Source organism: Ruania alkalisoli (genome assembly GCF_014960965.1).
GTDB lineage: Bacteria > Actinomycetota > Actinomycetes > Actinomycetales > Beutenbergiaceae > Ruania > Ruania alkalisoli.
The window spans coordinates 1321365-1344790 of record NZ_CP063169.1 but is presented as its reverse complement, the minus strand read 5'-3'; the positions used below and the strand labels follow the sequence as shown (position 1 = coordinate 1344790).

24 protein-coding genes are annotated in these 23426 nt (G+C 69.1%); 11 read left to right on the top strand and 13 right to left on the bottom strand.

Annotation, left to right across the window (positions count from 1 at the left end):
• On the top strand, positions 1-1143 hold the full coding sequence (locus tag IM660_RS05710; protein ID WP_193498420.1) for an Mrp/NBP35 family ATP-binding protein: 1143 nt from the start codon (positions 1-3) through the stop codon (positions 1141-1143).
• 34 nt (positions 1144-1177) lie between these two features.
• Here IM660_RS05710 and IM660_RS05705 read toward each other — a convergent pair whose 3' ends face one another.
• From IM660_RS05705 to sigE, 4 genes are read right to left on the bottom strand one after another with little or no spacing between them, the layout of a single operon-like run.
• Positions 1178-1687: a twin-arginine translocase TatA/TatE family subunit gene (locus IM660_RS05705; RefSeq protein WP_193499244.1), complete on the bottom strand. Its 510-nt coding sequence runs from the start codon at positions 1685-1687 to the stop codon at positions 1178-1180.
• A gap of 55 nt (positions 1688-1742) precedes the next feature.
• On the bottom strand, positions 1743-2936 hold the full coding sequence (locus IM660_RS05700) for a S1C family serine protease (protein WP_246465162.1): 1194 nt from the start codon (positions 2934-2936) through the stop codon (positions 1743-1745).
• A gap of 41 nt (positions 2937-2977) precedes the next feature.
• Entirely contained in the window at positions 2978-3871 is an 894-nt protein-coding gene (locus tag IM660_RS05695; protein ID WP_193498419.1) for an anti-sigma factor family protein, read from the bottom strand.
• Positions 3868-4497, bottom strand: a complete 630-nt coding sequence (sigE, locus tag IM660_RS05690) for an RNA polymerase sigma factor SigE (RefSeq protein ID WP_210769083.1) — start codon at positions 4495-4497, stop codon at positions 3868-3870. The genes IM660_RS05695 and sigE overlap by 4 nt, the downstream gene beginning before the upstream one ends.
• On the opposite strand from sigE, the gene IM660_RS05685 reads away from it, so the two are divergent.
• Positions 4496-5341: an O-methyltransferase gene (locus IM660_RS05685; protein ID WP_425503859.1), complete on the top strand. Its 846-nt coding sequence runs from the start codon at positions 4496-4498 to the stop codon at positions 5339-5341. The two genes, sigE and IM660_RS05685, sit on opposite strands and share 2 nt — an antisense overlap.
• A gap of 255 nt (positions 5342-5596) precedes the next feature.
• A complete protein-coding gene (locus tag IM660_RS05680) occupies positions 5597-7024 on the top strand; it encodes an MDR family MFS transporter (RefSeq protein ID WP_193499241.1) in 1428 nt (475 codons plus the stop codon).
• A 109-nt stretch (positions 7025-7133) separates the two neighbouring features.
• Here IM660_RS05680 and IM660_RS05675 read toward each other — a convergent pair whose 3' ends face one another.
• From IM660_RS05675 to IM660_RS05650, 6 genes are all read right to left on the bottom strand, one after another.
• A complete protein-coding gene (locus tag IM660_RS05675) occupies positions 7134-8654 on the bottom strand; it encodes a leucyl aminopeptidase family protein (RefSeq protein ID WP_193498417.1) in 1521 nt (506 codons plus the stop codon).
• Positions 8655-8656: 2 nt separating this feature from the next.
• A complete protein-coding gene (locus tag IM660_RS05670) occupies positions 8657-8824 on the bottom strand; it encodes a DUF3117 domain-containing protein (RefSeq protein WP_193498416.1) in 168 nt (55 codons plus the stop codon).
• 12 nt (positions 8825-8836) lie between these two features.
• Entirely contained in the window at positions 8837-9103 is a 267-nt protein-coding gene (locus IM660_RS05665; RefSeq protein WP_193498415.1) for a hypothetical protein, read from the bottom strand.
• A gap of 3 nt (positions 9104-9106) precedes the next feature.
• On the bottom strand, positions 9107-9922 hold the full coding sequence (locus tag IM660_RS05660) for an LOG family protein (protein WP_193498414.1): 816 nt from the start codon (positions 9920-9922) through the stop codon (positions 9107-9109).
• Entirely contained in the window at positions 9919-11061 is a 1143-nt protein-coding gene (gene dapE / locus IM660_RS05655) for a succinyl-diaminopimelate desuccinylase (protein ID WP_193498413.1), read from the bottom strand. The genes IM660_RS05660 and dapE overlap by 4 nt, the downstream gene beginning before the upstream one ends.
• Before the next feature lie 151 nt (positions 11062-11212).
• Entirely contained in the window at positions 11213-12679 is a 1467-nt protein-coding gene (locus tag IM660_RS05650; protein ID WP_193498412.1) for an NAD(P)H-quinone dehydrogenase, read from the bottom strand.
• A gap of 93 nt (positions 12680-12772) precedes the next feature.
• On the opposite strand from IM660_RS05650, the gene IM660_RS05645 reads away from it, so the two are divergent.
• Both IM660_RS05645 and IM660_RS05640 read left to right on the top strand, forming a co-directional pair.
• Positions 12773-13576, top strand: a complete 804-nt coding sequence (locus IM660_RS05645; RefSeq protein ID WP_193499240.1) for a purine-nucleoside phosphorylase — start codon at positions 12773-12775, stop codon at positions 13574-13576.
• A complete protein-coding gene (locus IM660_RS05640; RefSeq protein ID WP_193498411.1) occupies positions 13573-15351 on the top strand; it encodes a phospho-sugar mutase in 1779 nt (592 codons plus the stop codon). Before IM660_RS05645 ends, IM660_RS05640 begins: the two co-directional genes overlap by 4 nt.
• A 36-nt stretch (positions 15352-15387) precedes the next feature.
• On the opposite strand, the gene IM660_RS05635 is transcribed toward IM660_RS05640, so the two are convergent.
• Complete coding sequence (locus tag IM660_RS05635; RefSeq protein WP_193498410.1) at positions 15388-16458, bottom strand: mechanosensitive ion channel family protein; 1071 nt, start codon at positions 16456-16458, stop codon at positions 15388-15390.
• Between the two features lie 72 nt (positions 16459-16530).
• Between IM660_RS05635 and ilvA the strand changes: the two genes are divergently transcribed.
• Complete coding sequence (gene ilvA, locus IM660_RS05630; RefSeq protein ID WP_193498409.1) at positions 16531-17805, top strand: threonine ammonia-lyase IlvA; 1275 nt, start codon at positions 16531-16533, stop codon at positions 17803-17805.
• Here the strand turns inward: ilvA and IM660_RS05625 are convergent.
• The gene (locus IM660_RS05625) at positions 17798-18532 is read right to left on the bottom strand and encodes a TetR/AcrR family transcriptional regulator (protein ID WP_193498408.1); all 735 of its coding nucleotides are present in this window, start codon (positions 18530-18532) and stop codon (positions 17798-17800) included. The two genes, ilvA and IM660_RS05625, sit on opposite strands and share 8 nt — an antisense overlap.
• A 63-nt stretch (positions 18533-18595) precedes the next feature.
• On the opposite strand from IM660_RS05625, the gene IM660_RS05620 reads away from it, so the two are divergent.
• The gene (locus tag IM660_RS05620; RefSeq protein WP_193498407.1) at positions 18596-18970 is read left to right on the top strand and encodes a VOC family protein; all 375 of its coding nucleotides are present in this window, start codon (positions 18596-18598) and stop codon (positions 18968-18970) included.
• 241 nt (positions 18971-19211) lie between these two features.
• Positions 19212-19880, top strand: coding sequence for a DUF4166 domain-containing protein (locus IM660_RS05615; RefSeq protein ID WP_193498406.1), 669 nt, complete (start codon positions 19212-19214; stop codon positions 19878-19880).
• Positions 19881-19896: 16 nt separating this feature from the next.
• On the opposite strand, the gene IM660_RS05610 is transcribed toward IM660_RS05615, so the two are convergent.
• Positions 19897-20046, bottom strand: coding sequence for a hypothetical protein (locus tag IM660_RS05610; RefSeq protein ID WP_193498405.1), 150 nt, complete (start codon positions 20044-20046; stop codon positions 19897-19899).
• Positions 20047-20161: 115 nt separating this feature from the next.
• Between IM660_RS05610 and IM660_RS05605 the strand changes: the two genes are divergently transcribed.
• The 3 genes from IM660_RS05605 to IM660_RS05595 all read left to right on the top strand — a co-directional run bounded on the left by IM660_RS05605 (position 20162) and on the right by IM660_RS05595 (position 23380).
• Positions 20162-20800: a CYTH domain-containing protein gene (locus tag IM660_RS05605; protein ID WP_193498404.1), complete on the top strand. Its 639-nt coding sequence runs from the start codon at positions 20162-20164 to the stop codon at positions 20798-20800.
• A 67-nt stretch (positions 20801-20867) separates the two neighbouring features.
• Positions 20868-21920, top strand: coding sequence for a deoxyribose-phosphate aldolase (deoC, locus tag IM660_RS05600; RefSeq protein WP_193498403.1), 1053 nt, complete (start codon positions 20868-20870; stop codon positions 21918-21920).
• A gap of 14 nt (positions 21921-21934) precedes the next feature.
• The gene (locus IM660_RS05595) at positions 21935-23380 is read left to right on the top strand and encodes an aldehyde dehydrogenase family protein (RefSeq protein ID WP_193498402.1); all 1446 of its coding nucleotides are present in this window, start codon (positions 21935-21937) and stop codon (positions 23378-23380) included.
• The last annotated feature ends 46 nt before the right edge of the window (positions 23381-23426 follow it).

Genomic DNA, 23426 nt, shown 5'->3' with positions numbered 1-23426 from the left:
ATGTCTGAAGCGCTCATCGCACGCGTCCGCGAAGCCATGACCTCGGTGCTCGACCCGGAGATCCGGCGGCCGATCACCGACCTCGACATGGTGCGCGACGTCGTCGTGCTCGAGGAGGGCGATGCGGGTGCGGCGGTTCAGGTCACGATCGCCCTGACGACGTCCGGCTGCCCACTGCGCGAGACCATCACGCGGGACGTCACCAACGCGTCCAACGCCGTCGAGGGTGTCACGCGCACCGAGGTGAGCATGACCGTCATGACGGACGACGAACGCACTGCCCTGCGCACCAAGCTCCGTGGCGGGATGGCCGAGCCGGTGATCCCCTTCTCACAGCCGGACAACCTCACCAAGGTCTACGCCGTGGCCTCCGGCAAGGGCGGGGTCGGCAAGTCCACCGTGACGGCGAACCTTGCCGCTGCGATGGCCGCCGACGGTCTCAAGGTGGGCGTGCTGGACGCGGATGTGTACGGCTTCTCCCTGCCCCGGATGCTCGGGGTGGAGCTGCCGCCCACCAAGGTGGACGACATGATCCTCCCGCCGGTGGCCGGAGACGTGAAGGTCATCTCGATCGGGATGTTCACCGAGCCCGGTCGCGCCGTCGTCTGGCGTGGCCCCATGCTGCACCGGGCGTTGCAGCAGTTCCTGGCGGACGTGTTCTGGGGCGACCTGGACGTGCTGCTGCTCGATCTGCCCCCGGGCACAGGCGACATCGCCATCTCGGTGGCGCAGTTGCTGCCGGACGCTGAGCTGCTGGTCGTCACCACACCACAGCTCGCCGCCGCGGAGGTGGCCGAGCGGGCGGGTTCGATGGCGCAGGCCACCAAGCAGCGAGTGGCCGGAGTGATCGAGAACATGTCCTGGATGGTGCAGCAGGACGGTTCCCGCTTGGAGGTCTTCGGCGCCGGTGGGGGCCAGCGGGTCGCCGACCAGCTCTCGGAGACCCTCGGCGCCGAGGTTCCCCTCCTGGGGCAGGTGCCGCTGGAGGTGGCACTGCGTGAGGGCGGGGATTCGGGAGCCCCGCTGGTCACCTCTGACGACGACTCGGAGGCCGCGATCGTGCTGCGTGACGTGGCCCGCACGCTCGGGACTCGCCAGCGCGGCCTCGCCGGGCGCAAGCTCGCGATCTCACCCGTGGGCTGAGACTCAGATCAACCAGGCCGACCGTCGGCTCGGCTCAGGTTGCCTCGTCGTCGAATGGGGCACCGTTGGCGAGTGGATTCTCGACGACCGCGTCGGTACCGGCATCGTTCTCGGCGGCTGCATCGGATGCCGTGGTCGCCTGACCGTCGTCAATGGGATCTGTCGCGTCGTCGGTCTCGTCCTTCGTGCGAGTGGCCGTCGACGTCGCCGCGGCTGCGCCACTGGCCGCTCGACCGGCGTTGGACGCCGACCGGTTCCGGGTTCCCGTTCCGCTGGGCTTGGTCCGGGACCCGTTGGGATTCACCTCATCCAGCAGCGCATCCCGGACGATCCGCCGCGGGTCGTACTGGCGTGGGTCGAGCTTGCTGAAGTCCAGGTCGGCGTCCGGTCCGAGCTCCTCACGGATCGACTCGGTGGCTCCCCGCGCCATGTCACGCAGCGTACGCACCAGCCGTGCGAGCTGTTCGGCGTACTTGGGCAGATGCTGAGGACCGATCAGGATCACCGCAACCACTGCGATGATCAGGAGCTCCTCGACGTTCATCTGCACAGGAGCAGCCTAGCCTCAGCGAACCTGTGCCCGGTGCATGCGCGATGAATCACTCGCTCTCCTGCTCCCCGAGGGTGACCTCCACGTCACGGTCGGAACCGTCCTCACGGACAGTCAACGTGACCACGTCACCGGGAGCGTGTGCCCGGATCTTCACGATCAGCTCATCGGCAGAGGTCACCGGCTCGGAGTCGATGGCGACGATCACGTCACCGGGTTCCAGCCCAGCTTGCTCTGCGGGACCGCCCGGCACCAGCGGCGGAAGATCGGCGTCGGAGCCCTCCGGCAGGACCTGCACCCCCTCGCCCTGGTATTGGCCGTCCAAGGTGGCCCCGATGATGGGGTACGTCGCGGTACCGGACTCGATGAGTTGCTCGGCCGTCCGGCGCACCTGCGTGCTGGGGATGGCAAAGCCCAGGCCGACACTGCCGGCGGCCGTGGGTGAGCTGGCTGTCGAGGCGATCGCGGAATTCACTCCGATCACCTCCCCAGCGGCGTTGACGAGCGGGCCGCCGGAGTTGCCAGGGTTGATCGCGGCGTCGGTCTGGATGGCGTTGAGGAAGGAGGCGCCTTCCTCGCCCGGCACGCTGACCGGCCGGTTCAGCGCGCTGACGATCCCCGCGGTCACTGTGCCTTCCAGACCGAGTGGTGCACCGATCGCCACCACTGGGTCACCGACCCGCAGGGCATCGGAGTCACCGAGCACCAGCGGCTCCAGGCCATCGACGTCCACATGCAGGACAGCGAGGTCGTAGTCCACGGTCGAACCGACGACATCGGCCTCCACCTGGTTACCGTCGGAGAGCACCACGGTCACCTGCTCGGCAGTGGTGATCACATGATAGTTGGTCACGATGTAGCCGTCCTCACGCAGCACGAATCCGCTGCCCGAGCCACCGGCACCCCCGGTACGGGTACGGATGTAGACGGTACTGGGTAGCACGTCCGCTGCGATCGCGGCGACCGATCCCTCCGTGAGCTCCCGGTCCGGGGGCGCCGACGATCCGCTCGGGTCAGGCAGGCTCGCGTCGGGTGGCGTCATCAGCCTGGCGCCCCCGATGGCCCCGGCGATCAGTCCGATGAGCAGGCTCAGGAGCATCAGCAGTGCGACCATCCCTCCGGGCACGCCACGCCGACGGCGAGCGGGGACAGTGCTGAACGCCTCTGACCGCGACGAGACACCCGGTGCGGCAGGTGCTGCTGGTAGCTCCGGGGTGAAGGCAGCCGTGTCTGGCGAACCCACCGATGTGGTGGATCCGCGCGGCGGCTCGGGTGGGTGCCAGGTCACGATCCGGCCAGCAGAACCTGCAGACCGTTGGTGAGACGATCCACCACACCCGGGGACTCACCGTCGCCCAACTCGGCGATGAGCGCGTGAGCCGCGGTCGGGTCCTCGCCCGAGGAGACCGCGACTACCGATCCGCCGCACTGCGCAACCCACCAGTCGCCTGCGACGTGGAACACCTCGTGACCACCGATGATCACCGGTTCCAGGGCTGCGGTCATGGCTGGGTCGAGCACTCCGTGCTGCTCTGTCACATGGACCACACCTGCGTCACCGGCGATGTCGAGTTGCAGAACGGGGGCTCCGGCATCGGGATCATCGAACACTGCGATGTTCTCCACCCGCATCCCGGTTGGGAGCCGATCCGGGGCGGACCAGCCGGCCGCCGCCATCCAGTCCAAGACGGTCCCGGAGAGCTGCTCACGGCCTGGAGCAGAGATCCCGGCGGCGCCGGAGGACCCCACGGCACTGGAGACTTGGCTTCCGGCGAGCACCGCTGGATCCTTGAGTTGAGGAACCATCGCCGTCAGGTCATCGACCGAACGCTGCTGACCACCGAGGACGAACAGCGCCACGACGAAGACCCCCACCGAGGCGACGGCGCCGGAGAGCACCCGCAGCCGGGTGCTGCGTACCGCACGTTCCACCTCACCGGGACCGGCGAACCGGCCGGAGGTGCTGCCCGGGATGCTCAGAGCCAGCAGACGTTCGGTCAGATCGGGGCTGGCCGGGATGGCCTGAGCGGACCGTGCTGTGTCCCGGCAAGTGCGCTCCGCCTCCACCTGGGCACGGCACGCCGCGCAGTCGGACAGGTGCTGCTGTGCACGCGCCGCTCTGGTGGGCGTGAGCTGACCGTCGACGAAGGGTGAGACGAGGGGACCCAGATGGCTCACAGGGCGCCCTCCGGGCGGAGCACGGGCGCAGATTCGCCGGCACGCGGACTCGGGGCTCGGTGAGCCAGCGCCTTGCGCAACTGGGCCCGACCGCGGTGGATCCGCGACCGGACCGTTCCCATCGAGACATCCAGGACGGCGGCGATCTCCTCGTAGGAGAGGCCCTCGATGTCACAGAGCACGACAGCTGCCCGGTATTGCGGCTTCATCCCGTCCAGTGCGGCTTGGATGTCGGAGTCGAGGTGATCGTGCTCGAATCGTCGCTCCGGAGACCCGGACTCGCCGGAGGCCGGCACACGTTCGGCGGCCGGTCCCAGCGCATCGAACCTGATCCGCTTCTTCCGGCGCTGCCCATCGAGGAACAGGTTCGTGGTGATGCGGTGCAACCATCCCTCGAACGTGCCGGGCGAGTAGGAGTTCAGCGACCGGAACACCCGCACGAACACTTCCTGCGTGAGGTCTTCGGCGTCAGCGCGATTGCCGGTCAGGCGGTACGCCAGCCGGAACACCCGGTCGGAGTTGTCGCGGACGATCTGCTCCCAGGTGGGCGGCTGCCAGAGCCCGTCGGCGCGCCCGGCGTCTGAGGCCAGGTGGTCGGCGGTGGGCAGCGGCGATGTGGTGTCCATGACGGTACCCATCGTACGTTGGCAACCTGGGAACTTCCTGAGAACGCCAGGCGGCCCCGACTCCCCTGTCATGCGCCCGGTTCCCTACCTGAGCTGCCCTCCGGGACCCTTGTTCAGGCCCGTACTGGGCGCCTCCCGGCCCGTACGGCTCCTCGGCGCTACCATCGGGACACCCGTCCGCTGCTCTCGCCGCACACCCTGGAGGCCCACCATCGCTGCCGACAAGGCCCAGAGTTGGGCCTACACCGAGGACTTCCTCGTCGAGGCCGAACCGATCCAGGCCGCCCGCGGGCGTGCCGAGGAGTTGGGCGTCACGCCCGTCTCGCCAGGGACCGGTGCGGCGCTGCGCATGCTCGCGGCGGCGGCGAAGGCGCATGCGGTGGCCGAGGTTGGAACCGGGACCGGGGTCTCGGGCCTGTGGCTGCTCGAGGGTATGGCGGCCGACGGCGTGCTGACCACGATCGACGTCGAGGTGGAGCACCAACGCGCCGCGAAGGAGGCGTTCGCTACCGCGCAGGTGCGCTCCACGCGCACGCGCACCATCTCCGGCCGGGCCCTCGACGTCCTTCCCCGGCTGGCGGACTCTGCCTATGACATGGTCGTGATCGACGGCGACCCCGCCGAGGCATCCGACGACGCCGATCAGGCGATCCGGATGCTGCGCACCGGCGGGATCCTCGCCGTCACGGACGCACTGTGGCACGACCGGGTGGCCGACCCGGCCCGGCGCGACGAACAGACTGTCGCGATGCGCGAGCTCGGGCGCCGGATCCGCGAGGACGAGCGTCTCCTGCCGAGCCTGCTGCCGGTGGGTGACGGGCTGCTCGTAGCGGTACTGCGCTAGGCGGTTCCGCCAGTCGAAACCTGCTGGCGGAACCTCTCACACGCTCGGGGATGGGCCCAGGACCACCCGGCTCGAAATATTCACGTGCATGCCCTCGTTAGGATGAACTGACTGCCTGCGGGGGCCTTTCACCGCCGCAGTCCCCCTGTGCCGCCTGCCTCGGTCCCTCTTCTGCTGCGGAGCCATCCTGTGAATGCTGATATAACAACTGTGCCTGCCCAGCCGAGCCGGGCTGAGGAGATCGACCCCGCAGGCATGAAGGTGATCTGGCTGCTGTTGGCGGCAGCGTTCGTGGCCATCCTCAACGAGACCACGATGGCCATCGCCATCCCGGAGCTGAACCGGAGTCTCGGCATCCCGCCAGAGCAGGGTCAGTGGCTCACGAGCGCCTTCATGCTGACGATGGCCGTGGTGATCCCGACGACCGGATTCCTGATCCAGCGGTTCACCACGAGACAGATCTTCCTGGCAGCGATCACGTCGTTCGTGCTGGGGACCACGATCTGCCTCGTCGCACCGGGTTTCATCACCCTTCTCGCCGGCCGGGTGGTCCAGGCTGCCGGTACCGGCATCATGCTGCCGCTCCTGATGACGACCATCATGAACGTGGTGCCTGCACAGTCCCGCGGCCGCATGATGGGACGTGTCGGGATGGTCATCGCGCTGGCCCCGGCGATCGGACCAACACTCTCAGGTGTCGTGCTCGACAGCCTCGGGTGGCGATGGCTGTTCGGGATCGTTCTGCCCATCGCACTGGTCGCGATGACGCTGGGTGCGCGCTGGCTCACCAACCTCGGGGTCACCAACCGAGCCCCGATCGACGTGGTCTCCATCGTGCTCTCCGCTCTCGCCTTCGGAGGCATCGTGTACGGCCTGAGCCAACTCGGTGGTGGGCACGGTGGTGAGACGGGCGGTGCATCGAACGGCGGCGACGCCCTCCCCTGGTCCGCCGTCGCCGCGGGCGTGGTGTTCCTCGGCATCTTCGTCTGGCGCCAACTCGCTCTGCAGCGCCGCAGTGCCGCACTGCTCGACCTGCGGGTATTCACCTCACGCAACTACGTCATCGCGGTCATCATCATGTCGATCGTGGCGCTGTCGATGTTCGGCACGTTCTCGCTACTTCCGCAATATCTGCAGAATGTGGTCGGGCTGGGCGCGACCCAGTCGGGTCTGGTGCTCCTGCCGGGTTCGGTCATCATGGGACTGCTCGGCCCCCTCATGGGGCGCATCTACGACGCGCGTGGTCCCCGCACCTTGCTGGTACCCGGAACGATCCTGATCACGGCCGCGATGTTCGTGTACTCGAGCGCTGACCTGCAGACGCCGGTGGCGTTGCTGGTGTGTACGCAGATCGCCATGTCGCTGGGCCTGGCCGGTTCGTTCACTCCCCTGTTCTCTGCTTCTCTGGGCTCGCTCGAACGCTCGCTCTACTCGCACGGCTCCGCGGCGCTGAACACGTTGCAGCAGGTCGCTGGAGCGGCGGGGACCGCGCTGCTGATCTCGGTCTACTCCACCGCACTGCACGCAGGGCAGGCCGAGGGGCTGTCCGTGGCCGAAGCCGGCGCACCCGGTGCCCAGAACGCGTTCTTCATCGCCGGATGCATCGCCGCGGTCGCCGTGGTGCTGGCCTTCTTCATCACCAAGCCCGAGGAGTCGGACGCACCGGTCGCCGCCGAGCACTGAACGGCGAGCACTGAACAGCCGACCCGAAGCAGCCGGCCCTGAGCAGCCGGCCCTGAGCAGCCGGCCTCGGTGAAAAGACGTGGCGCTGCCCGGCAGGACGTGAGGCGACCTACCAGTCCAACGCCTGCAGCCAGCGCAGCAGCAACCGCGCTCCAAACCCGGTGGCACCCTGACTGACCTCGTGCTCATTCGCGGCTGCTCTGGCCGGCCCTGCAATGTCCAGGTGCGCCCACGGCTGGTCTCCGGCGAAATGCTGCAGGAACAGGGCGGCTGTGATCGAGCCGCCACCGACCTTCGGGTCGGTGGCAATGTGGGAGAGGTCGGCGACGCTCGACTCCAGAGCGCTGCGGTACTCCTCCACCAAGGGCATGGCCCACACCTGTTCTCCCGAGCGCACAGCCGCTGCTTCCAGTTCCTGCCGGAGAGCGTCGTCGGTCGCGTACAGGGCGGCGTGGCGCTTGCCGAGGCCGAGGCTCGCGGCCCCGGTCAGTGTCGCCACGTCCACGAGAGTGGACGGCTGATACTCGGCGCGCGCCCAGGCCATCGCGTCCGCGAGCACCATACGTCCCTCGGCGTCGGTGTTGCCGATCTCCACGGTGGTGCCGTCGACCATGGTGATCACGTCGCTGGGGCGGTAGGACGAGGCGCCGATCGCATTCTCGGCCAGCGGCAACACCCCGATCACCCGGACCGGCAGACCGGAACTGGCGGCACCCAGCACCGCACCGAGAACCGAGGCCGCACCGGCCATATCAGTCTTCATCGGGATCATCGCCTCGCGTGGCTTCAGCGAGAGTCCCCCGGTGTCAAAGGTGATCCCCTTCCCCACCAGGACCACCGGCGCACGATCAGTCCCGGATCCGGGGTGCTCCACGGTGACCAGCCGCGGCGGCGACACCGATCCGGCTCCGACGGCGAGAATCCCGATGAGACCGTGCTCGGCCAGCCAGCGCTCGTCCCGGACGTGCACCCGCAGCCCGTTCTCGCGGCCCAGCTCGACAGCCTGATCGGCCAGCCACTGCGGCGACTTGATGTTCGAGGGTGCCGCTGCAAGCCGGCGGCTGACGAGTGTGGTCTCGGCGGCGACGCACCCGTCGTCCACCGCACGCGGAACGTCATTGCTCGCTGCAGAGCAGATCGTGACCTGGCCGACCGGTGCCGGTTGCTCACGGCTACCGACGTAGGGCGGCACGTAAGCACCAAGCTGCACGCCTTCGACGACGGCCGTCAGAGCTTCACCCGTCATCAGATCGCCGATGGCGAGAACCACGTGCTCCCGTCCCCGCGTACTGCGCGCAAGTGCAGCACCGGCCCGACGAGCAGACCGCGGCGATCCGTCACCGATGCCGAGGAACACCAGGCGCCGGGGCAGCCCGTCCCAGACGGGCATCGACGGCAGCGTGACCGTGACGGACTCACCCGCCACGCCGCTCGCACCGGCCTCGGCAGCCCAGGCTGCCAGATCGGTCCCATACCCCGGCACCTCGGCGAGTCGCACGCCCGGCTGAGCTCCGCCGTCGTGATCTTCAGGGGCGACAGCGAACGCCAGTGTGGCCTGATCGCCCCAGTCGATCAGCTGCTGCCGGGTGAGGGCAGATGGTCCGGTGGTGGCTGTTGGGGGGTGAGGCATCCTCAGCCGGCGACGGCGGTGAGTGCAGCGCTCAGCTCGTCGGCCTCGTTCGGCTTGAGCTCGACCACGAGGCGACCACCACCTTCGAGCGGCACGCGCATGATGATCCCACGGCCCTCCTTGGTGACCTCGAGAGGTCCGTCACCGGTTCTGGGCTTCATGGCGGCCATGGGGGTTCTCCCTTATTCTTCCTCGCGTGATGCGCCCGCGCCGGTCGCGGGCGTGTCATCCCCCGCGCGACCTGGTGTGGAGCTCTTCGGTACCCATTCTATGTCAGGTGTGACGCGGGACTCCATCACATGGTCCACGAACGGGTCCGGATTCTCCCGGTCACCGGGGTAGGGATCGCCCATCGTGACCGGCCAGCGCCCGCTGGAGACGGCGGCCGCGACCACCGCGACGAGTGCGCAAACACCGAGCAGCAGCCAGCTGACCCAGGTGATCCACACGGGCTACTCCGGCCCACCGGCTCCGGCGCGAGCGGCCGCCTCGGCAGCGGCGGCCATCTCCTCACGGCGCCGGCTACGGTTGGCGCGCACGACCACGTCCACCGCTTCGGCGGGGTCGTCGGTGACATGGAGCAGGTCGAGGTCGTGCTCGGAGATCGTGCCTCGCTCGGCGAGGGTGCCACGGATCCAGTCCACCAGCCCGCCCCAGAAGTCGGTGCCCACGAGCACGATCGGGAACCGCTTCACCTTCTTGGTCTGCACGAGCGTCAGAGATTCGAACAACTCGTCCATGGTGCCGAACCCGCCCGGGAGCACGATGAAACCCTCGGAGTACTTCACGAACATGGTCTTGCGAGCGAAGAAGTACCGGAAGTTGACGCCGAGGTCCACATAGCGGTTCATTCCCTGCTCGAACGGCAACTCGATGCCCAGACCGACCGAGATGCCCTCGGCGTCATAGGCGCCCTTGTTCGCGGCTTCCATCACCCCGGGGCCGCCGCCGGTGATGACGGCGTATCCGGCCTCGACGATTCGCCGTGCGATGTCCTGTGCGAGCTCGTAGTCGGGCTCGTCGGGCTTGGTGCGGGCGGACCCGAAGACGCTCACGGCGGGACCGAGCTCGGCGAGCGCGCCGAACCCTTCGACGAACTCGGCCTGGATGCGCAGCACCCGCCACGGGTCCGAGTGCACCCAGTCCGTGCCCTGCGAGGGTTCCAGGAGGCGCTCGTCGGTCGTCTTCTCCGGGATCTGCCGGCCACGCAGCTGGACCGGCCCCTTCCAGTACTGACCGGTACGGGTGTGCTGCGGCTCGGTGGTCATGAACGCTCCTTCGTCTCGCCGGAGGGCTCGCCGGCCGGCGTGGTCAACCAGGCGGCCAGGGCGGCCGCGCAGGTACGGATCTGGTCGGTGGGGACGTGCTCGTCGTCAGCGTGCGCAAGCGAGGGGTCACCGGGGCCGAAGTTGACGGCCGGGATCCCGAGCTCGGTGAACCGGGCCACGTCCGTCCAGCCGTATTTCGGGCCCGCCTCGCCCCCAGTGACGGCGGTCACGGCGGCGAGGAAGTCCTGTGCAGCCGGGGCGTCCAGACCGGGGCGTGCACCTGCGGAGGAGTCGGTGAGTTCGATCTCGAAACCGTCGAACAACTCCCGTACGTGCTGGTACGCCTCGGCCACGGTCGCCGAGGGGGCGAACCGGTAGTTCACGGTCACCACGCACTCGTCCGGGATCATGTTGGTGGCGATGCCGCCACGGATCCCGACGGCGTTCATCCCCTCCCGGTAGACCAGACCGTCCACCTCGACCTCAGCGGGCGTGTAGGCGGCGAGCCGGGCGAGGATCTCGTGGGCATCGTGGACGGCGTTGTGCCCCTTCCACGCGCGGGCCGAGTGGGCGGTGGTGCCCCGGGTGCGGACCTCCACGCGCAGGGTGCCGTTGCATCCGCCCTCGATGCCCCCGGCGGTGGGCTCGCCGAGGACGGCGAAGTCGCCGGTGAGCCAGTCCGGGTGGGTGCGCACCACCCGGCCGAGGCCGTTCTTGGTGGCCTCGACCTCTTCGTTGTCGTAGAACACCCAGGTGACGTCGACCACCGGTTCGGTCAGGGTGAGAGCCAGGTGCAGTGCGACGCCGACACCGCCTTTCATGTCGACAGTTCCCCGGCCCCAGAGGATCTCCGCGCCCTCACGGTGGAGCAGCTGGGTGGGGAGGTTGTCCTGGATGGGGACGGTGTCCAGGTGTCCGGCGATCACCACGCGCCGGTCGCGGCCCAGATGCGTACGCGCCACGATCGTGTCACCGTCGCGGTGGACATCGAGATGGTCGGCGCTCAGCAGCAGGTCTTCGACAGCGTTGGCAAGCGTCGCTTCGTCCCCACTGACGCTCGGGATGTCGCAGATCGCCCGGGTGAGGGTGACCGGGTCGACCTCACGCGGGTCAGGCAGTGCGGCGGGGGTGTCGGGCATGGTCCGAGCCTAACCACCCGCACCCCCGGCCGGTGCACGCCACGAGGGTGGCATGAGTGTCGCAGAACAGCGGATTCTCGACACTCATGCCACCGTCGCCGGCTCAACTCGCCCATGAACTCGCCGCCTTCACGGATCTGGTCCGGGGCCGCTATCCGCGGGCGTCGTGCAACGTCCTCGCAGCCTCGGCGATCGAGCCGGACAGCGACGGGTAGACCGTGAACGCTCCGGCTACCTGATCGACGGTGAGCCGGTTCGAGATCGCCAAGGTGATCGGGAAGATCAGTTCACTCGCGCGTGGGGCGACGACCACACCACCAATCACGGTGCCCGAGGTCCGGCGGGAGAACAGCTTCACGAATCCCTCGTTGATGCCGAGCATCTTCGCCCGGGGGTTGCGCGCCAGGGGAAGCGTGGTGACGGCCCCGTCCACCTCGCCGGAGTCGATCTTGTGCTGCGCGATCCCGACGGTGGCGATCTCCGGGGCGGTGAAGATGTTCGCTGAGACCTGCCCGAGGTCGAGCGGTGAGACCGCATCCCCGAGCGAGTGCCACATCGCGATCCGGCCCTGCATCGCAGCCACCGAAGCAAGCGGCAGCACGCCGGTGCAGTCGCCGGCCGCGTACACACCCCGGACGGTCGAGCGGGAGACGCGGTCGACCTGGATGTGGCCACGCTCGTTCACTGCGACCCCGGCCTCGGCCAGTCCGAGATCCTCGGTATTGGGAACCCCGCCGACGGCGATGAGGCAGTGCGAGCCGGTCACGATCCGCCCGTCGGCAAGCTCGACCTCTACCCCGTCCTCGGTCCGCCGTGCGGACGCCGCGCGGGATCTGGAGAGCACCTCCATCCCTCGCCTCTTGAAAACCTCTTCGATCAGCTCGGCGGCGTCGGCATCCTCACCGGGCAGGACCCGGTCGCGGCTGGAGACCAGCACCACGTCGGCACCGAGAGCGTTGTAGGCTCCCGCGAACTCTGCCCCGGTCACCCCGGAACCGACAACGATGAGTCGCTCCGGGATCTCGTTCAGGTGGTACAGCTGGGTCCAGGTGAGGATGCGCTCGCCGTCGGGCTGCGCCGTCGCCAGCTCACGCGGCCTGGCGCCGGTGGCGAGCAGGACAACGTCGGCGGGAAGCTGCATCTGACCGTGCCTGGTGGTGGCGATCACCTCGTGCGGGCCGTTCAGGCGCCCGGTGCCATCGATCACGCGGACGCCTTCGCGTTCCAGCCGGGTGCGGATGTCGGTGCTCTGCTTGTTCGCGAGCGCCATGACACGGGCGTTGACGGTGCCGAAGTCGGCATCGTAGGAGATCTCCTCGTCGGCGCGGGGCCGGATGCCGAGCTCGCCGGCGCTCTCGGTGAGGGTCATCCATTCGGCGGTGGCGATGAGGGTCTTGGAGGGGACGACGTCAGTCAGTACCGCAGATCCGCCGAGGCCCTGGCGTTCGACGAGGGTGACGTCGGCACCGAGCTGGCGCGCGACGAGCGCCGCCTCGTAGCCGCCCGGTCCTCCCCCGACGATGACGACGCGGGACCCCTCCCGGGTGCTGGACCTGCCCACTCCACTGCTCTGCTCGGACGTTGCTGGTGCATCTGGTGTCGTCGTCACCCGGCCCATTGTGCCGCCTGCGCAGGTATCTTCGCTCCTGTGAGCAAGACGACGCCCGAGACCGGCACTCCCCTCGACCTTGACGACCCCGCGACCGACCCGATGGCGGCAGCGCGGCAGGCAGCTGCCGTGATCGCCGACCGCTCCGGGGTCAAACGGCACGACATCGCCCTCGTCCTCGGTTCCGGGTGGGGACCGGCGGCGGACGTGCTCGGCGAGACGATCGCGCAGATCCCGGCCGAGGAGGTTCCTGGTTTCAGCCGCTCTGGTGTTCCGGGGCATTCGGGCACGTTGCGCTCGGTGCGCTACACCGACGCCCAGGGCACCAGCCGGCACGCCCTGGTGCTGGGCGCGCGAACGCACTTCTACGAGGGCCGGGGTGTGCGGCGGGTGGCGCACGGCGTGAGAACAGCGGCGGCCGCCGGCGCCGGGATCGTGGTGCTGACCAACGGGTGCGGCGGGCTGCGTCCGGAGTGGGCGCCCGGCACGCCGGTGTTGATCAGCGATCATCTCAACCTCACCGCGACCTCCCCGCTGGAGGGCGCGACGTTCGTCGATCTCACCGATCTGTACTCCCCGCGGCTGCGAGCGATCGCCCGGGAGGTGGACGCCAGCCTGGACGAGGGCGTCTACTGCCAGTTCCGGGGCCCGCACTACGAGACGCCCGCGGAGGTGCAGATGGCCGGCCGGCTCGGGGGCGACCTGGTGGGGATGTCGACGGCGCTGGAGGCGATCGCGGCCCGGCACGCGGGGCTGGAGGTTCTGGGCGTCTCGCTGGTGACCAACCTGGCGGCGGGGATCTCGCCGGAGCCGCTCTCGCACGCGGAGGTGCTCGAGGCGGGTCAGGCTGCGGCACCCCGCATTTCGGAGCTGCTGGCCCAGATCGTGCGCCGGGCGCTGCCATGAGCGCCGGGGGCGATCACGAGGAACTGCTCACCCAGGTGCGCACCTGGGTCGAGGACGATCCCGACCCGGCGACGGTCGACGAGCTGCGCGAGTTGCTGACCTACGCCGAGGGTGGCGGGGTGGAGGAAGCCGAGCGCGAAGCCGCGCTGGCCGGCCTCGCTGACCGGTTCTCCGGCCCGCTGACGTTCGGCACTGCGGGGCTGCGAGGACGGCTCGGCGCGGGTCCGCACCGGATGAACCGGGCGGTGGTGATCCGTGCCGCCGCGGGGCTGGTGGCGTTCCTGCGCGAGTCTCTCCGGGGCGCCGCGCCCACGGTGGTGATCGGGTACGACGCCCGCTACGGGTCCCAGGCCTTCGCGCAGGACACCGCCGAGGTGGTCGCGGGCGAGGGAGGGCGGGCGTTGCTGCTCCCCGGGGCGCTGCCGACGCCGGTGCTCGCGTTCGCCGTCCGGTACCTGCGTGCTGACGCCGGGGTGATGGTGACCGCCTCGCACAACCCACCCGAGGACAACGGGTACAAGGTTTACCTCGGTGGTCGAGTTGTCACCGGCGCCGGTGAGGGGGCGCAGATCGTGCCACCGGCCGATGCTGAGATCGCGGCTCACATCGCCGCGGTGGTCTCCGTGGCGTCCGTCCCGCGTGCGGCCGAGGATGCTGAGCGCACCGGCGGCACGATCGAGGTGCTCGGGGAAGATCTCACGACGGCGTACCTCACCCGCGCCGCATCCCTCACCAGTGACGAGACCTCCGCTCCAGCCCGGGCCGGGTTGCGGATCGTGCTCACTCCCATGCACGGGGTGGGTGGCGCGCTTGCGCATGAGGTGTTGCGGACGGCAGGGTTCGGCGACGTCCAGCTTGTCCGTGAGCAGGCTGACCCCGATCCCGACTTCCCTACCGTCGCCTTCCCCAACCCGGAAGAACCCGGAGCGCTGGACTTGGCCCTCGCGGCAGCGCGCGCCGGCGACGCGGACCTGGTGCTCGCGAACGATCCGGATGCCGACCGTTGCTCCGTTGCCGTTCCCGACCCCGGCACCGAGGGTGGCTGGCGGCAGCTCACCGGTGACGAGGTGGGCGCCCTGCTTGGGGAGCAGGCGGCACGGCTGGCGTCCGGCGATGCGGTTGAGGCGGTGCTGGCCAGTTCCATCGTCTCCTCGCGGCTGCTGGCCTCGATCGCTGCCGCGCATGGGTTGCAGCACCGCTCGACGCTGACCGGGTTCAAGTGGATCAGCCGGGTGCCGGGCCTGGTGTACGGCTACGAGGAGGCACTCGGCTATTGCGTCGACCCCGGCGCCGTCCGTGACAAGGACGGCATCAGCGCCGCCGTCCGGATCGCCGACCTTGCCGCCGGCTTGCATGCGCAGGGGCGGACGATGCTCGGCGCTCTCGATGATCTGGCACGCACGCACGGAGTGCACGCGACAGCACCGCTCACGGTGCGCGTGAGCGATCTGGCCAGGATCTCCCGCACGATGGAGCGCCTACGGCAGGCGCCGCCGACCGCACTGGCGGGCTCCGCCGTCGTGAATGCAGTCGATTTGCGCGACGGCGGCGCTCCAGGCGAGCCGGACCTGCCGCCCACCGACGGGCTGCTGTATCTGACGGGGGCCGGGGACCGCGTGATCGTGCGCCCCAGCGGCACCGAGCCGAAGGTCAAGTGCTACCTGGAAGTGGTCGAACCGGTGGAGGACGGCGAACCGGTGGCCTCGGCACGCGCGCGAGCGGCCACCAGGCTGCAGGACCTCATCGCCGACGTGAGTGAGGCAGCCGGCCTCTGAGCCGGACGAGTGCCGTCTCGGACCGGTGCTATCGCCTCAGTCTCGTCGAACGGCCGGTCGTTCCACGGTGGCGCGTTCGAGCTCGTCGGGAAGGATCACCCGCTGCACGGGCAGCGCCTCCGGGTTGTTTTCACGCACCCACATCGCCAGGTGTTCACGCACATAGCAACGCAGGGTCCAGTCGGCGTCGCTGTTCACGCTGGTCACGAGCGCCCGCACAGTCAGCCGGTCCCCGGTGGAGTCGGTGACCAGGATCGAACGCGCGCGCCCGTCCCACAGTCCGCTCTCGTCGACGATCTTCTCGAAGGCCGCGCGCAGACGGGTCAGATCGACCCGCCAGTCGAGCGAGAAGTAGATGACCCCGGTGACGGTGTCACCTGTGCGGCTCCAGTTGATGAACGGCGTGGTGGTGAAGTAGGTCGAGGGCAGCACCTTGTGACGCTCGTCCCAGATGCTGACCACCACGTAGGAGAGGGTGATGTCCTCGATCGTGCTCCACGTACCGTCGACCTCGACGACGTCCCCGATGCGGATCGCATCGGTGAAGGCGAGCTGCATACCGGCGAAGACGTTCCCGAGAGTGGACTGAGCGGCGATACCGAGCACCACGGAGAACAGACCGGCCGAGGCCAGCACGGTCGCACCGATCCGCTCCACACCCGGGAAGGTGAGGAGCACCATCGCCACGGCGATCACTGCAAAGGCGACATCCACGATGCGGCGGATGAGGATCATCTGCGTCTCGACCCGGCGTCGTGCCCGATCGTCGTCGTGCATCCGCGCCATCATGTGCTCCTGCAGGTGCACCAGCCAGGCCAGGACGAGCCGTTCGACGAACCAGACGGCTGAGACGAGGATCGCGATCAGCAGCGCGTGCATCGCCACCGTCCGCAGCGTGGAGTCCTCCAGCGTCTGGGACACCGCGACGCGCACAGCGATCGAGAGCAGCAGCGCGGCCAGCGGACGTCGCATCTTCAACCAGGCGGTGCGGACGAGGCGGATCCGGCGCCCGATGCGCAGCAGCACCACGTTGGCGGCGAGGAGCAGGACCACCACTCCAGCCGCAGCGGCGGCGATCGTGATCAGGGCAACGAGCCAAGCATCCATGCCCCCGGTCTAACACATGCCCCCGACAAGACGGAATCGGCGCCCGCCGCGACCACCTCTAGACTCCGGTTCATGCCCGCGCTCTCTCCCACCGTGACCGCTGCCGCCGTCCGGGAGGCGGCGCAACGGGTCCAGCACGCTGTTGAACGCACCCCGCTGCAACGGTGGGAGCGGATGAGTCTCGCCACCGGCGCCACGGTGCTGCTCAAGCGCGAGGATCAGCAGAGCGTGCGCTCGTACAAGGTGCGGGGCGCGTTCAACCTGATGCTGCGCCTGACCGAGTCCGAGCGGGCTCGCGGGGTGGTATGCGCGAGCGCCGGGAACCATGCGCAGGGTGTGGCGAAGGCCTGCCACGAGCTGGACATCGCCGGGCGGATCTTCGTTCCTCGGACCACGCCGAAACAGAAGCTGGAACGGATCGCCGAACTGGGTGGCGAGCAGGTGACGCTGGTGCCCGTGGGGTCGACATTCGATGAGGCGTCGGCCGCGGCACGGGACTTCGCAGAGGCGGACGGTGCCGTACAGGTGCACCCGTTCGACGACGCGCGCACGATCGCCGGGCAGGGCACGGTGGCGAAAGAGCTGCACGACCAGCTGGGCCATCCTCCGGATCTGGTGGTCGTGCCGGTGGGCGGCGGCGGCTTGATCGCCGGGATGGGCACGTACCTCGCCGATGCGTGCCCGGGCACACGCGTGGTCGGCGTGGAGCCAGGCGGGGCGGCGAGTATGGCAGCGGCACTGGTGGCCGGCGGACCGGTGCGGCTGGAGGAGATCGATACCTTCGTCGACGGCGCCGCGGTGCGTCAGGTCGGTCAGGTCCCGTTCGAGATCGCCTCAGCACTGCAGCTGGCGATGACCACGGTGCCTGAGGGCAGGCTCTGCGCGGAGATGCTGGCGTTGTATCAGACCGAGGGGATCGTCGCCGAACCGGCCGGGACGCTCGCGCTCGCTGCCGTGGGCCCGGCCGGATCAGGGGCACCGGTGGAGATCCACCCGGGCCAGACCGTGGTGTGCGTGCTCTCCGGCGGGAACAACGACATCTCCCGTTACGCCGAGGTGGAGGAGCGTGCCCTGCTCCACTCCGGCCTGCGGCACTACTTTGTGATCGACTTCCCGCAGGAGCCCGGAGCCCTGCGCCGTTTCCTGGACCACGTGCTCGGACCGGAGGACGACATCTCCCTGTTCGAGTACACCAAGCGTTCCAACCGGGAGACCGGGCCGGCGTTCGTGGGTCTGACGCTCGGATCGGCGGACGGCTATGAGCCCCTCCGCGAGCGGATGGATGCCTCCGGGCTCCACTACGAGGTGATCTCCCCGGACTCGCCGTTGTTCCGGTTTTTCACCTGAGCATCGCCGCGAGACCGTCAATGATCCGTTCCACCCCGAACTCGTACGCCCCGTCGCCGTCATAGGCCGACCCTTGCACCTGACCCGCCGCCGAGCCGATGCGGGTCGCGAGCGGGTACCGGCCCGCGGTGGCCACCTGCGCGAGCACCGGCCCGTGTGCGTCCCACCAATCCTGATCACTCTGCGCAGCCGCAGCAGCTCGCGCCTGCCGGCCCGACCGGGCGTTCTCCCGCACGAAGGCGAGCACCAGCGCCCGTGCGCGGTCGGTGCTCAGATCGTCGAGCCCGAGGGGAGTGAACGCCCCCAGCTCCCACTCATAGGCTCCGACGCCACCCGGCCCGAGCGAGGGCCGGTTCAGGGCGTCGGCGTCGGTGAGCCAGGGATGTGCGGCGAGCAGGGCCAGGTGCGCGTCGGCCACCTGCCGCACCCGGCGCCGCCACCCGAGGCGGCCCCATGAGGCGGTCGGCAGCTCGCCGAGCACGTGGTCGACCATCAGTGCCAGCAGTGCCTCCCGGTCGGGTACGTGCGTGTAGACAGACATCGGGGCGATCCCGACCTCCCGGGCGAGGGCGCGCATCGTGACGGAAGTGATCCCGTCGTGATCGGCGAGGGCCACCGCGGCGTGTACGAGCTCATCGACTGAATGCCCAGGCACTGGCCCGCGCCGACGATGCGTGGGCAGGTCGTGACGCCACAGCAAGGTCAGCAAGCGATCTGGATCGGCCATGGAATAGATCCTCCCCTCCCAGCCTTCTTATCTCCGTACATCGTACAGAGATTGGAGTCACCTATGCCCATCACCGCCACCGCCCTGAGCCTGAATGTCGACGACGTCACCGCCTCGGCCACGTGGGCCACGCGCCACCTGGGGTTCGCCGAGGAGATGTCAGCCGACGGGTTCGCCTCCCTGGCCCACCCCGAAGCGGGGTTCAACCTCATCTACCTGCGCACGGGCCTGTCCACCTTCCAGCCGCCCTCGGCTGCCGGCCACGCCGATGGCCTGCTGGTGGTCTTCGTGGTGGATGACATCGACGCCGAGTACGCACGGCTGCGAGGCGAAGGGGTCGAGATCGCCACCCCGATCGAGACTGAATCCTGGGGCGAGCGGTACTTCCAGATGCGCGACCCGAACGGGGTGATCTTCCAGCTGGTGCAGTGGGTATAGACCCATGACGGCGGAGCGCGCCCGGGCGATCACGGCTCGCCCGGGCGTACGCTCGGCAGGTATGGGGCACCCGGGGGATCTATGTGGAGATCAGTATCGCGGCACCCCTCGAGCGGGTCTGGCAGTTAAGTCAGGACCCAGCTCTGCACGCCCGGTGGGCCGGGGGACGCCGTCGGGCCGATCACCTGGCGGATGCACCTGCCACGCTTGCCTCGCTGGCCGACCCGAAGGGACGCCACCGATGACGTCGATCTTCGCCCGCGCGATGGGTGACGAGTTCGAGCGCCTGCACCCGATGCTGCAGCGCCGGTTCGGTGTGGGGCTGGACTCCGGCGAGGCCTGCACGGGGCGTGGGGTGATGTGGGAGATCCGACGCGGCCCGTGGTGGACGGTCCCATTCCTGCAGATCGGCCGGCTGCGGAACATCCTGGTGCCGGACGTGGGCACGCTGGTGCCGTTCACCGTGGAGAACTACCCCTACCTGGACCCGTACGGCCGCGAGACCGTCACCGTGGTGCGCGAGTACGAGATCGGCGGCAGGCGGCGCCGTTTCGACGCCACGATGATCTTCACCGAGAACGGGATCGTGGACTACCTGGGCACGCATCAGCACCTGGCGGTGGACCTGGAGCTTCACGCCGACGAGCGGGGCGGGCTGGTCATCACCACAGATGCCCAACGCTTCTACACCGGCCCGGTCGGGTTCTCCTTCCCGATGCTGTTCAGCGGACGAGCACGGCTGCGGGAGTGGTACGACGATGCCGAGCAGCAGTTCCACATCGACCTGCGGGTGGTGAACTCGGTGTTCGGGTTCTTGTTCGGCTACCGCGGCACCTTTACCTGCGAGTGGACTCCGGCTACCGATGCACCTCAGCGGCTGAAGCCGGTACGGCACGAGGCGCGCACCTGACGCGCCGACCGTTTGCTCAGGCCGTGGGCCAAGATTCGAGGTCGGCCATCAGGTCCTTGTCATAGAGATCGACATGCGGCTGGAGCCCACCCTCATACGGAAAGTCCGGCAACGCGACATCAGTCCGGGTCTCGCCCTCGCCGGCGTTGGTGACCTTCGTGCGCACGCTCTCTACCCTCTCATCGACGCCAGCGAACATCCAGAGTGCATCTCGATCCGTCTGAGCATCCTCCGGCGCGGGATCTGAGGCGATTCCGGGGCAAGCGGGTAGCGTGTGCGGTATGAGTGAGGCCGGATACGGCGACTTCGAGTTCGAGCGCAAGTTCTTCGTGCGCACGCTGCCCACAGACCTGTGGGACGAGCCGACGCCGGACGTGATCGTGCAGTCCTACTTCCTCGCCTCCGAGGGGTACGCGCTGCGGGTGCGGTTGCAGGCGCCGGCCCCCGCGCCGCTCGCCCGCGCCGACACGGCCACCGACGCCGCCACGATCCTCAACGAACTCACCGGGCAGTGGGAGCTGTGCACCCTCACCGCGAAGGGCCCGGCTGCGGGTGGCACCCGCTACGAGGCCGAGCGCGAGCTGGACCCGATCGTGGCCGAGGAGATGGTGCGTCGCGGCGGGGCGAAGGTGATCAAGCTGCGCCACGCCGTCTGGCTCGGAGAGGACGGCTGGGTGCTGGACCAGTTCCTCGGCACGAACGCCCCGCTGGTGATCGCCGAATGCGAGCGCGAGAGCCCTGTCACGGATCTGACGATCCCGGCGTTCTGCACCACCGAGATCTCCGACGACGACCGGTTCGCCAACGAGCAACTCGCCGCCCGCCCGTACTCGGCCTGGGCGCGCCACTTCAAGTCCGAGCTCTCCACTCGTGGACCGCGCTACCTGCAGGCGTTCGGGTCGAACACCTCCGGGCACTAGCCTTCCGACCGCCGGGTGGCTGGGTTCTCTCCAGTACGCGCGTCGCACAGGACGTAGACTCGGGCGCATGACTGCGACGTCCCCCGCGCGCTCGACTACCCCGGCGCGCTCGACCAGTGGCGGCACCCACCCGGCCGCGCGCACGGCGGACCAGGTCGCTGCGGACGCGACCGCCGTCGTCGGATCGGCAGACCTGAGCAACCGCGCGCTGCGCACCTTCCTGCACGGTCTGCCGGGCGTAGATCAGGTGGGCCTGGACGGGCGTGCGGCCGTGCTCGGCACCCGCTCGATCAAGACCACGTCAAAGGCGTGGGCGCTCGACACGATCATCACGATGACCGACCTGACCACCCTCGAGGGCGCCGACACCCCCGGCCGGGTGCGCTCACTCGTCGCGAAGGCACTCACCCCCGAACCAGGCGACCCGAGCTGCCCGCGACCGGCCGCCGTCTGCGTGTACGGCGACATGGTGACCGTGGCGAAGCAGGCCCTGGGATCGGCACCGATCAACGTGGCCGCCGTGGCGACGGCTTTCCCCGCCGGTCGTGCGGGTCGAACCGCCCGGCTCGCCGACACCACCGACGCCGTGGAGGCCGGAGCCGAGGAGATCGACATGGTGATCGACCGCGGCGCATTCCTCTCCGGTGACTACCGCAAGGTCTACGACGACATCATCGCCGTCCGTGAGATCTGCCAGCAGCGAGCCGGAGAACCCGCGCACCTGAAGGTGATCCTGGAGACCGGCGAGCTCGCTACAGCAGACAACGTCTGCCGCGCCTCCTGGCTGTCGATGCTCGCCGGGGCCGACTTCATCAAGACCTCGACCGGGAAGGTCTCTCCCGCCGCCACCTTGCCGGTGACCGTGCTCATGCTGGAAGCCGTGCGCGACTTCCTCGCCGCCACCGGCGTGCAGGTGGGCGTCAAACCCGCCGGCGGGATCCGCACCTCCAAGGACGCGATCAAGTACCTGGTGGCTGTGAACGAGGTGGCCGGGGAAGCCTGGCTGGACCCCGAGTTCTTCCGGTTCGGCGCCTCCTCGCTGCTCAACGATGTGCTGCTGCAGCGTCAGAAGCTCGCCACCGGCGCCTACTCCGGCCCCGACTACGTCACGATCGACTGAGACTGAAGGCTGCTATGTCCCGCTTCGAGTACGCACCTGCCCCGGAGTCACGCGCCGTCGTCGACATCGACTCCTCCTATGGGCTGTTCATCGACGGCGAGTTCACCGACGCCGCCTCCGGGCAGGCGATGAAGACCGTCAACCCAGCCACTGAGGAAGTCCTCGCCGAGGTGGCTGAGGCCGACGAGGCGGACATTGACAGAGCTGTCCGCGCGGCCCGCAAGGCCCAAGAGAAGATCTGGGGCCCGATGCCGGGCTCGGAACGGGCGAAGTACCTGTTCCGCATCGCCCGCCTGCTGGCCGAACGCGCCCGCGAGTTCGCGGTGCTGGAGACCCTCGACAACGGCAAACCGATCCGCGAGGCACGCGATGTGGACGTGCCGACGGCGGCGGCACACTTCTTCTACTACGCCGGCTGGGCCGACAAGCTCGAGCACGCCGGCTTCGGCCCGGACCCGCAGCCCCGCGGTGTGGCCGCGCAGGTGATCCCGTGGAACTTCCCGCTGCTGATGCTGGCATGGAAGATCGCACCAGCGCTCGCCGCCGGGAACACCGTGGTGCTCAAGCCGGCGGAGACCACCCCGCTGACGGCGCTGCTCTTCGCCGACCTGGTACGCCAGGCTGACCTGCCCCCGGGGGTGGTGAACATCGTCACCGGTGCCGGCCCTACCGGTCAGGCCCTGGTGACCCACCCGGATGTGGACAAGGTGGCCTTCACCGGAAGCACCGCCGTCGGACGGCAGATCGCCCGCCAATTGGCGGGCTCACGGGTGCCGGCCACGCTGGAACTGGGCGGCAAGGCCGCGAACATCGTGTTCGACGACGCCCCCGTGGACCAGGCCATCGAGGGCATCGTGAACGGCATCTTCTTCAATCAGGGGCAGGTGTGCTGCGCCGGGTCGCGGCTGCTGGTGCAGGAGTCGATCGCGGACGAGCTGGTGGACCGCCTCAAGGACCGCCTCGGCACACTGCGCGTGGGCGACCCGCTGGACAAGAACACCGACGTGGGTGCCATCAACTCGGCCCGTCAGCTCGACCGGATCCGCGAGTTGACGCAGGCCGGGGAGGACGAGGGCGCCACCCGATGGACCAGCGACTGCCCGCTGCCGGAGAAGGGCTGGTTCTTCGCCCCGACGGTGTTCACCGACGTCTCCGCCGCGCACCGTATCGCCCGGGAGGAGATCTTCGGGCCGGTGCTGAGCGTGCTGACCTTCCGTACCCCGGCCGAGGCGGTGGCGAAGGCGAACAACACCCCCTACGGCCTCTCGGCCGGTATCTGGACTGAGAAGGGGTCGCGCATCCTCGCGATGGCGGACAAGCTGCGCGCCGGTGTGGTGTGGGCGAACACCTTCAACCGGTTCGACCCGACCAGCCCGTTCGGTGGGTACAAGGAGTCCGGGTACGGGCGCGAAGGCGGGCGGCACGGCTTGGCGCCCTACGTCAAGGGAGGGATCGGATGAGCGCGAGGAGCCCCCGAATAGGCGGCGTGAGGAACGAGGGCCTCCG